This window comes from Hyalangium sp. (assembly GCF_035629615.1).
GTDB lineage: Bacteria > Myxococcota > Myxococcia > Myxococcales > Myxococcaceae > Hyalangium.
On the sequence record NZ_DASPHO010000066.1, the window covers coordinates 1 to 10,782 of the forward strand.

A 10,782-nucleotide genomic window follows, 5' to 3' on the forward strand; every position below is an offset into this window, starting at 1 on the left:
GCTCACCTGATGACCAAGGACATGGAGGGACTGCTCCTAGACGACCGCTGGGCACCTGTCACTTCGGAGATGGGATTTCTGGAGACCTCTGCGGAGCACGCCGCCCACGCCTTCGCCACCTGGCAGGGAGGGCTGATGGCGCCCCGTGGCATCACCGTCGAGGTGCGCCCGGTCTCCGGCACTCTGGAACAGGCCCTCTCCACCCTGCTGCCCCTGACGACTCCTGAGCCGCGACGGGACCTGTTCATACCGACGCGCAGTTCCTGGGCAGGGTATGTCGAAAACGCGCGAGGAGGGACCGATGCTGCGAGTGTCATGGCCTACATGGCTCGGACGCTGGGCTGCCGGGGCCTGCGTGTGGTCGCGGTACCCAACACTTACCGCAAGGGCAAAGGCCGCTATGGAGCCGTGATGCTAGAGCTGTACGGCCCGCGCCGGACGGCCTGGATTAATACCGTGCGCGCAGTGAGCGCGTCCAATGACGGGGGCCACTGGGTCTTCGAACAGTTCGGCGAGCCCTTCTCCTTCGAGAAGCCAGAACAGTACCAAGCGCGCCGGGTGAGGGACCGGTTCACGTTCGACATGCTCAAGGAGTACCTGCGTCACCTGGGGCTGTCACCCTTCGAGGAGGAATTCTACATGCCTGAGGGCGCACCCGCGTGGCTGGTGGAGAAGACAGGTACGTTCGTCCCCGTCCAGACAGAGTACACCCTGGCACAGGCCCGGCAGGACCTCGATTGAAGGGCCGCCCTCTCACCGCGCGCCCCTCTGCCATCGGGCTCGCACCGCTTCGCCCAACCGCCAGAGCCCATAGCGCGCCATGGGCCCGGCGCGAGGCGCGAGCAGCAGCTTCGCGGCCACCCACTCGGCCTTGTGATCGACGAGCCGCGTCTCCAGCAACCGCTCCTCGGAGAAGAACCTCGCGGCCAGCAGCCGCTGCCAGCGGGGTGGCGCCAGCTCCGCGAGCGCCTCCTCCGGCACCGGTGCCCCCAGCAGCCGCTGTGCGGTCTCCAGCGCGTACCACGCCAGATGGGAGAAGGCCGTGGTGCGCGCCACCTCCACCACGCGGACCCAGCGAAGCCCGGGCCGAGCCAGCATGAGCAGCTTCAAGTCGAACAGCCACGAGAGCCGCTGGAGCAGGTGGTTGCTCGCGTGGAGCGCCAGGTACACCAGCTCCTCCTCGGCCCGGAGGAAGCGCACGCGGCGCCCCTCCAGCTCCGTCTCCTCTGCGTGAGCGAGCAGCGGCGCGGCCTCCAACGCCTGCCCGTACCCCACGAGCGCGCGGAAGTGCAGCTCCACGAGCCCAGCCTTCCCGTGAAACTCGCGGTGGTGCGAGTGCTCTTCGTCGTGCCCAGGCCGCTCTGCCGCCCGCTGGAGCCCCAGCCCCTCCAAGGCTCGCGAGGCCACTTCTACCTCTTCCCTCGCGACGAGCAGATCCACATCCGTAGTGGCGCGCTGAAACGGCTCCGGGTACAGCCGCCGAGCCAGCGCCGTGCCCTTGAGCACCACGGGCACCACGCCCACCGTGGCGAGCGCGTCCACCGAGCGCAGCAGGAGCGCATGAACTCGGATGGCCCGCGCGGCACTGCTCTCGGACTCCCGGCGCAAGGACTCACGGGACGGCTCCGACAGCGTCCACCCAGCCCGCTCCGCTGCATGCTGAGCAAAGCCCGCCAGGCCGTGCCGTGCGGCGGCGCGAACGAAGGACTCCGCCTCCAGGGGAGATGGCCTCGCGGGGGCCTCCGGCCAGGAGCGAAGCAGCGCCAGGAAGGCCCGCGCGCCCACGCGCGTCACCGCCTCAGCGCGACGACACGGCCCGGCTCGGCCTCGGCCAGCGCCATGAGGCTGGCGGCGCGCTCGGCCACAGCATCTGCGACGAGCTCCAAGGCCAGCTCCTCGTCACGGCTCACCAACGCGCGCCCGTCGCACCACGAAAGGTTGAGCCACCCGAGCGACACCTCTCCCTCCTTCACCTCGATGCGCACCTCCAGTGGCAAGGAGGAGCCCGCAAGGCGCTCGGTCTCGAAGACGACGCCATCGGTGAGCCCCTCACGCTGGTGCTGGAGACGAAGCTCCAGGCGGTTCACATCGAGCGACTCGGCGAGCGGGCGGACGGCGTCCCACAGCTCCGGGAGGGACTGGGCCCTGCGAGCAGCACGGGAGAGCTCCGTCACCAGCGAGCGCAGGCGGATGTTCTTGCGACGGGCCTCGCCCACGGCGCCGGCCCGGTGCAGATCCAGGTAGCCCAGCTTGCGCATGAGCACGAAGATGACGATGCCCATGCCCACCAGGAGCATGGCGCTCTGGGCGCTGTTGGCGAAGTTGAGGCCCAGGGCGGTGAGGGTGAACAGGGCGCACAGGCCATAGAGCACGAGCACAGCCGAGCGGTGGCTGAGCACCATCCGGCTCATGAGGCGGTGGTGGATGTGCTCCTTGTCGGCGCTGAACATGGGGCGGCCGAGCATGGAACGCCGGACCATCGCCAGCAGGGTGTCCATGATGGGCAGGCCCAGGGCCATGAGGGGCACGAGCATGGCCACGGCAGTGCCGCTCTTGGTGGAGGTCTTCAGGGAGACGGCGGCCAGCACGAAGCCGAGGAACATGCTCCCGGTGTCGCCCATGAAGATGGAGGCCGGGTTGAAGTTGAAGACGAGGAACCCGAGGATGGCACCGGCCAGGGCTGCCATCAGCAGGCACATGACGACATCCCCGCGCACCAGCGAGAGGATGAAGTTGGTGCCCACGCCGAAGAAGGCGACGCCGCCGGCCAGCCCGTCCAGGCCGTCGATGAGGTTCATCGCGTTGATGACCCCGACGATCCACAGCAGGGTGAATGGCAGGCTGAGGGCACCCAGGGAGATCGCCGCACCAAACGGGTTGGCGATCAGCTCGACGCGGAAGCCCAGCAGGTAGAGGGCGATGGCCACGGTGAACTGGACGGAGAACTTGAGCCGGGCCCCGGCGCCTCGCAGGTCGTCATAGAGGCCGAGCGCGGCAATGGCCATGCCCCCCGTGAACAGGCCCCAGACGAGCTCCTGGTGCCAGCGGAAGAGGTAGCCCACGCCGGAGTCGACGAAGAAGAGGGCGCACAGGGGCGCGAAGAAGCCGGCGACGATCGCGATGCCCCCCAGGCGCGGGATGGGGTGCGCGTGCACCTTGCGGCTGGAGTTGGCCTGGTCCACCCACCCCCACGCGAGCGCCCGGCTGCGCACGACGACCGTGAGCCCCAGGGCGACCATCAGCGAGACGAGGAAGGTGACGAGGAAAGTGATCATCTAGGCCGGATCTGGCGCCATGGTGGCGGCGCGCAGCGTGACGCGTCAATGTCCAGTCCTGGAATATCACGCGGGCAGGAATCCGCTGCTTGCCTGCTCCTCTGCCTCGCCGCTCCCCTGCTTCACCGCACCTGAAGGACGGACTCATAGAGGCTCAGCGTCCGCAGAGCGACGTCCCTCCATGTCATCCCTTGTACGGCATTCTGCGCAGCCCGCCGGACGTCGAGCAGCCTGCGCCGGTCCTCGGCGAAGGCGCGCACGGCGGCGGTGAAGCCTGGCACGTCGCCGATGGGCAGCAGCCGGCCGGTCTCGCCCTCGCGCACGACCTGGGGCGCTACCCCCACGGGCGTGGCGATGGGAGCAAGCCCACAGGCCATGGCCTCGATGAGCGACATGCCATAGCCCTCGGCATGGCTGGGGAAGAGCAGCACCTCGTGCTCTCGGAGCAGTCCCGGCAGCTCCGCGTGGCGGTAGCGCGGCACCACGCGGATGCGGTCGCGCACGGAGGCGGGGAAGGAGGCGAGCACCTCGGCCTCGCTCACGCCAGTGCCCATCAGGGAGAGCGAGAAGGCCTGGCCCTGCTCGAGCAGCGTGCGCGCCACGGCGACGACGTCCTCCCGGCCCTTGCGCTGGATCCACGTGCCCACAAAGGCAAGGCGAAGGGGACCCTCGGCGAGGAGCTCGGGAGGAGGGAGCGCGTGGAAGGGCTCGGGCAGTCCGTGGGGGATGAGGGAGATGCGCTCCTCAGGGAGGCCCAGGCGGTCGCGCGCGTAGTCGCGATCCAACGGGTTGAGGAGCACGACGCGGTCGGACAGGAGGAGGGACTGGCGCACCTCCCAGAGCCGGAAGCCGCCATGGTAGAGCGGGTACTTCCAGCTCAGGCGGGCAAGGCCGGCGCGAGCATCAGAGCGGAGCTGCTCGGTGACGACGTGCTCCAGGCCGTGGCTGCGGGTGATGAGGGCGTGGCGGCGCTTTGCCGCGGGACGGCCCAGACGGACCCAGGGCCAGCAGTCGCCCGTGGTGATGTCGAGCACATCGAACCGGCCGGCGTTGCGGGCGAGCCACGTGGAGAGGGCCCAGGGAAAACGGACGGAGTGCCAGGCGGAGAATGCGGTGACGCCGGGGAAGGCCTCGCCGAAGCCGTAGTAGGAGACCTCGCAGCCCAGCCTGGAGAGCGCGTCGCCCAGGGTGAGGGTGACGCCGGGAGCCCCGAGGTCCGGATCGAGCGGATGGTGGATGCCAAGAAGCACTCGCGGGCCGGACACGGAATGCTGGATAACACGGCGGCGAACCCTCCAACGAGGGGCTGACTCCCTGAATGCTTTGAGTGGCAATGGGTCCAGGGCCAGAATGCACCGCGGCACGCCCGCCTCCGCCCATGTCCTCATCCCCCTCCCCCACCCTGCGGCAGTGCCTGGACGGGAAGCGCAACAACCTGGACTTCATCCGGTTCGTGGCCGCCGCGGGGGTGATCTTCTCGCACGCGTTTCCGCTGGGCGAGGGCCTGGGGACGCGGGAGCCGCTGGAGGACTTCACGCGGGGGCAGGTGACGCTGGGCCGGCTGTGCGTGGCGGTGTTCCTGGTGATCAGCGGACTGTTGATTACGCAGAGCTACGAGCGCTCGCCGAACCTGGCCCGGTACCTGTGGGCGCGGGTGCTGCGCATCTTCCCGGGGCTGGCGGTGGTGCTGCTGGCGAGCATGTTCCTGCTCGGGCCGGCGATGACGACGCTGCCGCTGGGGGTGTACTTCCAGTCTCCGGACACGTACCTGTACTTCCTGCGCAACCTCACGCTGTACCAGCCGCAGTGGAACCTGCCGGGCGTGTTCCCGGCCAACGCGTACCCAGGCGCGGTGAACGGCTCGCTGTGGACGCTGGTCTACGAGGCGGGCTTCTACGTGCTGGTGGCGGGGCTGGGGGCCGCGAGGCTGCTGCGGCGCCCATTGGCGCTGGCGGGCTGGGTGGCGGCGGCGGTGGTGCCCTTCGTGCCGTACGTGGGCCCGCGGCTGAACCTGTGGCCGGAGCTGTACCTCTACTTCGGTGGGGGGCTGACGCTGTACCTGCTGAGGGAGCGGGTGCGGCTGAGCCCCTGGGTGGCCTTGGGGTGCGTGGTGGCGCTGGTGGTGACGGCGCGGCTCGGGGTGGGGTTCCGATACGCGGTCGGGAGCTGCGGCGCGTACCTGGTGCTGTACCTGGGGTTCCTGCCGAGCCGACTCGCGGCCTTCGCGCGGTACGGGGACTTCTCCTACGGCGTCTACATCTACGCGTTCCCGGTGCAGCAGCTCGTCACGGCGCTGATGGGAGGCCGCGTGGCGTGGTGGGTGAACGCGGCGGTGTCGCTCCCCGCGGTGGTGGCGCTGGCGGCGCTCTCGTGGCACCTGGTGGAGAAGAAGGCGCTGGAGCTGAAGGGCTCGCCACCGGCACTGCTGACGCGGCTCTTCCCGGGAGGAGCCCGTGCGGCGTGAGGGCTCGGCTCCAGCGTTGGAAGGGCGCGCTCGGATCAAGAGCATCCAGGACCTCATGCGGAAGGACGCGGGCGTGGATGGAGATGCCCAGCGCATCAGCCAGCTCGTGTGGATGCTCTTCCTAAAGGTCCTGGATGACCACGAGGCGGAGCAGGAGCTGCGGGACAGCGGCTACAAGTCCCCCCTCCCGGAGCGGCTCCGGTGGCGCGCCTGGGCGAAGAACCCGGAGGGCCTCACGGGCGAGCCGCTCCTGGACTTCGTCAACAACGACCTGTTCAAGACCCTGAAGGCGCTCCCGGCGAAGGGAAAGAGCGCGGCCATTGCCAGCGTGGTGCGGGGGGTGTTCGAGGATGCCTCCAACTCCATGAAGTCGGGCACGCTGATGCGGCAGGTCATCCACAAGCTCGACGGGCTCGGCTTCCACAAGGCGTCCGACCGGCACGAGTTCGGCGATCTCTACGAGAAGCTCCTCGCGGACCTGCAGAGCGCAGGGAATGCGGGGGAGTACTACACGCCGCGCGCGGTGACGCAGTTCATCATCGACCAGGTGGATCCGCGGCTGGGCGAGAAGGTATTGGATCCTGCGTGCGGCACGGGCGGCTTCCTCACCTGTGCCATTGAGCACGTGCGCAGGCGGTACGTGAGGCACCCCCAGGATGAGGCGACGCTCCAAGCGAGCATCTCCGGGGTGGAGAAGAAGCCCCTGCCGCACCTGCTGTGTGTGACGAACATGCTGTTCCACGGCATCGAAGTGCCGTCGAACATCCGCCACGGCAACACGCTGGCGCGCCCGCTGCGCGACTACGGCCCCGAGGATCAGGTCGACGTCATCGTCACGAACCCGCCCTTCGGAGGAGTGGAGGAGGATGGGATCGAGGCCCACTTCCCTCAGGCGCTCCGCACGCGGGAGACAGCGGATCTCTTCCTCGTGCTCATGATGACGCTGTTGAGGGACGGTGGCCGGGCCGCGCTGGTGCTCCCGGATGGGATCCTCTTTGGCGAGGGCGTGAAGACGCGCATCAAGGAGCGGCTGCTGGAGGCGTGCAACCTCCACACGATCGTCCGGCTACCCAGGGGCGTCTTCAATCCCTACACGGGCATCAAGACGAACCTGCTCTTCTTCACGAAGGGCAAGCCGACGAGAGAGGTCTGGTACTACGAGCACCCCTACCCGTCCGGCTCCAGGAGCTACTCAAAGACGAAGCCGCTCCGCCTCGAGGAGTTCCAGCCTGAGAAACGCTGGTGGCCTCACCGGCAGGAGAACGAGCACTCCTGGAAGGTCCGCATCGAGGATATCCGGGCGCGGGGCTACAACCTCGACCTCAAGAACCCTCACGCCCTGGAGGAAGGCCCTGGGGATGCCGATGCGCTGCTGCGACAGTACCGTGAGGCGACGGCCGAGGCTTTGAAGGTCCGCAACGCGCTGAGGGACGAGCTCCGGGCCGCGTTGGAGGGGCCTCGTCGGTGAGCCTTGCGCTCGATCACTTCGAGGTCCTCGCGGACGCAGGAGGAGGCACCGAGAAGCTCCGGGAGCTGATCCTCGACCTGGCCGCAAGCGGGCGGTTGATTCCTCCCGCCTCCCCCCCTTGGGAGAAGCGGCGGCTGGGAGAGGTGGTCCAGTTTGCCTATGGCAAGGCCCTCCCCGAGAAAGCCCGCAACACCGCTGGAAGCGTGCCGGTCTACGGCTCCAATGGCGTGGTCGGGCACCACGACCAGGCGCTGGTCCACCAACCCTGCCTCGTCGTCGGCCGCAAGGGCTCCTCGGGGAGCATCCACTGCGTCACGGAACCGTGCTGGCCTATCGACACGGCCTATTTCGTCACGGCGCCGCCAGGGCTCGAGCTGAAGTTCCTGTTCGTCCTGCTCCGGTCGTTGCGGCTGGACCGCTTGGACCGAGCCATCGCGGTCCCAGGCTTGAATCGGAATGATGCCTACGCACTGACCGTGCTCATTCCGCCTCTCGCTGAACAACAGCGCATCGTCGCCAGGGTGGACGTGCTGATGCACAGGCTCGACGAGCTGGAGGTGCGACAGACGCAGCAGCGTTCGCTTCGAGCCCGCTTCCGCTCAGCCGTCCTCGACGAGCTCGTCTCGGCCCAGGAGCCTGAGGCCTTCTCGGCAGCCTGGAGCAAGGCGCTCGACCACTTCGAGGTGCTCTTCGAGCGCCCTGACGACGTTCGTCACCTGAGAGAGCTCGTGCTCCACTCGGCCATGAGGGGAGCACTGACGCGGCAAGCACCCGATGACGGAACTGCGGACCTGTGGCTCAGCCGCCTCGAGTCCGAGCGCAAGCGGCTGAGGGGAAGCGCCCGGGTGAATGACGCGCTCCGGCCTGTGCCCCCGGAGGAGGAGCCCTATCGCCTCCCTCCCTCATGGCAGTGGTGCCGCCTTGGACACTTCGGCGGCCTTCTGGGCGGGGGCACTCCCTCCAAGGCCCACCCTGCCTTCTGGAAGGGTCCCATCCCCTGGGTCAGCCCCAAGGACATGAAGCGCTCCTATATCGATGACGCGGAGGACCACATCTCCGAGGAGGCTGTCGCGCACTCGGCCGTCAAGCCCATCCCTCCGGGGAGTCTCCTCTTCGTCGTCCGTGGGATGATCCTCGCCCACTCCTTCCCGGTGGCGCTGACGACGCGGGAAGTCACCATCAATCAGGACATGAAGGGCCTGATCCTGGCGCTGCCCGAGATGGGGGCCTACCTGCTCTGGGCCTGCAAGGCGGCCCGCATTCGCATCCTTCAGCGGGTGGGGCGCTCATCCCATGGAACCTGCCGCCTCGACACCCGGCACGTCGAGGAGACTCCGCTTCCGCTCCCGCCGCTTCCAGAGCAGGCGCGCATCGTCGCCAGGCTGGAGCACCTCATGAAGCAATGCGACGAGCTGGAGCTCAGGCTCCGCCAGGCGGACCAGGCGGCGGCAAAGCTGACCGCGGGGATGCTGGCGAAGCAGGAGGCCTCACCGCCGGAGCTGCCGTAGCGCCGACGACGCGACCATCCACGGTGGGAACCCCAGCAGGTAGCGCCAGCGCGGCACCACCAAGTGCCCCCTCAGGCTGCGCCGGTACAGGTCCAGCGCCAGGTCCGGCCGCCCGCGCTCCGTCAGCCACCGCGTCACGTGCCGTGCGCCGTGGAGGAGCAGCGTCAGCCGCTCGCGCCTCCGGGCTGCGGCTCCCGGGTAGTGCCCGAGCTGCTCCTGCTCGAGCAGGTAGCACTGTCCCTCATAGCTCCGCTCGAGCTCCTTTGAAGAGGAGCCCCCGTGCTGGCGGTAGCCCATCACCCGCGGCGCCTCCACCCAGACGAAGCCCCGTTCGGTGCCCAGCCTGTAGAGCAGATCGTGGTCCTCGGAGTTGATGCGCTTCGCCGTGAACCCACCCACGCGGCGCAGCGCCTCGGTCCGCACCGCGATGACACAGGCCGTGCGGACAAACGGCTCCTCCGCGCTGGCAAGGTAGTCCGTGAAGGCATGGGCCCGCAGCGACTCACGGCGCACACCGGCCAGCTCCTCCGGGCGCTGGAAGGGTGCTTGACTGCCCATAACCACCGAGGGCCCCCCATACATGTCGATGGCCTGGCGATACGTGGCCAGCGTCCACGGAAACCACAGGTCGTCACTGTCCAGGAAGACGACATACTGGCCCGTGGCGTGCTGAATGCCGAGGTTCCGGGCGGCGCCCTGCCCCTGGTTCTCCTGGCGCAGCACGCGCACGCGCTCGCTGTACCTCGCGAGCATCTCCCGCGTGTCATCCGTGGAGCCGTCATCCACGACGACCACCTCATAGTCCACCTCGGAGTCGGTGAGCTCCTGGGCGAAGACGGACTCCAGCGCATCCTGCAGCAGCCGGGCCCGGTTGTAGGTGGGGATGATGATGGAGAAGAAGGGCATGGCCGGCTACCCCACTCGCGCGCGCAGACCCATCTCGGAGATGCGCAGGAAGGTGGAGAGCTGCCGCTTGTACTCGCTCAGGCTCAGGCGCCGCCGCAGCAGCGACTGCGTGAGCACGAACGAGTTCCACGGCAGCGTCCCCACCAGGATGAGCCGCATGAGTTGCTCGTGGAGCCGGCCGTGGTGCTTGCGGAAGAAGGCCAGGCGCGTGCGCCACAGCTCCACGCGGATCTTGTCCGGGCCTGAGGCAGAGGGCCGGAAGGAGCGGCTCGTCAGGTGGGTGATGACAGCGTCCGGGCAGAAGGCCACCTCCCAGCCGGCCTTCCACGCGCGCACGCACCAGTCCGTGTCCTCCGTGTTCCCCAGCGGAGAGAGCTGCTCGTCCAGCAGCCCCACGTCCCGCAAGCACTCCTCCCGGACGACAATGCAGGCCCCCAGCACCCAGCTCACCCGCGCCTGCTCGTAGCCGTACTGCGCCGGGTGGATGTGCCGCCGCTTCAGGAAGTGCAGCGGGCGCGGCAGGAAGCAAATGTCCCAGAGCGCCTGGGCGAGCGTCATCTCCCGGAACGCGCAGTTCTGCACCGTGCCGTCCGCGTTGAGCAGCCGGGCCCCCGCCATGCCCACGCGCGGGTTCTCGTCCATGAAGCGCACCAGCGAGTCGAACGCGCCCTCGTGGACGATCGTGTCGTCATTGAAGACACAGATGTGGCGGGCCTGGGCCTGGGCGAGCACCTGGTTGTGGTTCGCGGAGAAGCCCTTTCGCTCCTTGTTGAAGAGCCAGCGCACCTGGGGGAAGTCGCGCCGCATGGCCTCCACGCCGCGCCCATCCGTGGCGTTGTCCACTACCCACACCTCAAAAGAGCACTGCTGCGTCGTCGCGAACAGCGTGCGCAGACAGTCGTGCAGCAGCTCCGGGTTGCTGTGGTTGACGATGGAGATGGCGAGATCGGGCTTCTTCATGGCGAAGACTCCCGCGGTGTCACTCCCGCGCGCCGGGCCCTGATGAGCGTGATGATGGTCCGCAGCTCGGCCACCAGGGACACCCGCCCGGGGAGCCACTCACGCAGCAGGAAGAGGCCGGAGAACAGCACGACGCCCACGAGCGCCTGGATCCACAGCCCCTCGCGGACGATGGCAGGCGCGGCGAGGCTGACTCCCAGC

General features: G+C 68.5%; 9 protein-coding genes and 1 pseudogene. 4 read left to right on the top strand and 6 right to left on the bottom strand.

Translation table 11 applies throughout. The features are described 5' to 3' along the window. The coding region (locus VD972_RS02910) for a hypothetical protein (protein WP_324980381.1) at nt 1-741 on the top strand (741 nt) is incomplete at its 5' end. A 12-nt stretch (nt 742-753) separates the two neighbouring features. On the opposite strand, the gene VD972_RS02915 is transcribed toward VD972_RS02910, so the two are convergent. The 3 genes from VD972_RS02915 to VD972_RS02925 all read right to left on the bottom strand — a co-directional run bounded on the left by VD972_RS02915 (nt 754) and on the right by VD972_RS02925 (nt 4,540). Beyond that, nucleotides 754-1,794 (bottom strand): nucleotidyltransferase family protein, encoded by a 1,041-nt coding sequence (locus VD972_RS02915; protein WP_324980384.1) that lies wholly within the window; start codon nt 1,792-1,794, stop codon nt 754-756. Further along, nucleotides 1,791-3,275, bottom strand: a complete 1,485-nt coding sequence (locus VD972_RS02920) for an MraY family glycosyltransferase (protein ID WP_324980387.1) — start codon at nt 3,273-3,275, stop codon at nt 1,791-1,793. The genes VD972_RS02915 and VD972_RS02920 overlap by 4 nt, the downstream gene beginning before the upstream one ends. Before the next feature lie 122 nt (nt 3,276-3,397). Beyond that, a complete protein-coding gene (locus tag VD972_RS02925) occupies nt 3,398-4,540 on the bottom strand; it encodes a glycosyltransferase family 4 protein (RefSeq protein WP_324980390.1) in 1,143 nt (380 codons plus the stop codon). 113 nt (nt 4,541-4,653) lie between these two features. Between VD972_RS02925 and VD972_RS02930 the strand changes: the two genes are divergently transcribed. The 3 genes from VD972_RS02930 to VD972_RS02940 are packed head-to-tail and all read left to right on the top strand — an operon-like array spanning nt 4,654 to nt 8,715. Then, entirely contained in the window at nt 4,654-5,739 is a 1,086-nt protein-coding gene (locus VD972_RS02930; protein WP_324980393.1) for an acyltransferase, read from the top strand. Next, the gene (locus VD972_RS02935; protein WP_324980396.1) at nt 5,729-7,207 is read left to right on the top strand and encodes a class I SAM-dependent DNA methyltransferase; all 1,479 of its coding nucleotides are present in this window, start codon (nt 5,729-5,731) and stop codon (nt 7,205-7,207) included. Before VD972_RS02930 ends, VD972_RS02935 begins: the two co-directional genes overlap by 11 nt. Beyond that, nucleotides 7,204-8,715, top strand: coding sequence for a restriction endonuclease subunit S (locus tag VD972_RS02940; protein WP_324980400.1), 1,512 nt, complete (start codon nt 7,204-7,206; stop codon nt 8,713-8,715). Before VD972_RS02935 ends, VD972_RS02940 begins: the two co-directional genes overlap by 4 nt. On the opposite strand, the gene VD972_RS02945 is transcribed toward VD972_RS02940, so the two are convergent. From VD972_RS02945 to VD972_RS02955, 3 genes and pseudogenes are all read right to left on the bottom strand, one after another. Next, the gene (locus VD972_RS02945; RefSeq protein WP_324980403.1) at nt 8,695-9,621 is read right to left on the bottom strand and encodes a glycosyltransferase family A protein; all 927 of its coding nucleotides are present in this window, start codon (nt 9,619-9,621) and stop codon (nt 8,695-8,697) included. The genes VD972_RS02940 and VD972_RS02945 overlap by 21 nt on opposite strands. 6 nt (nt 9,622-9,627) lie before the next feature. After that, nucleotides 9,628-10,581, bottom strand: coding sequence for a glycosyltransferase family 2 protein (locus tag VD972_RS02950; RefSeq protein ID WP_324980405.1), 954 nt, complete (start codon nt 10,579-10,581; stop codon nt 9,628-9,630). Further along, nucleotides 10,578-10,782: pseudogene (locus VD972_RS02955) on the bottom strand (hypothetical protein); the annotation flags it as partial. The gene VD972_RS02950 and the pseudogene VD972_RS02955, both read right to left, overlap by 4 nt.

Coding starts and splice junctions, on each gene's coding strand:
- VD972_RS02920 (WP_324980387.1), bottom strand. CDS start 3,275: ATGATCACTTTCCTCGTCACCTTCCTCGTCTCGCTGATGGTCGCCCTG.
- VD972_RS02930 (WP_324980393.1), top strand. CDS start 4,654: ATGTCCTCATCCCCCTCCCCCACCCTGCGGCAGTGCCTGGACGGGAAG.
- VD972_RS02945 (WP_324980403.1), bottom strand. CDS start 9,621: ATGCCCTTCTTCTCCATCATCATCCCCACCTACAACCGGGCCCGGCTG.
- VD972_RS02950 (WP_324980405.1), bottom strand. CDS start 10,581: ATGAAGAAGCCCGATCTCGCCATCTCCATCGTCAACCACAGCAACCCG.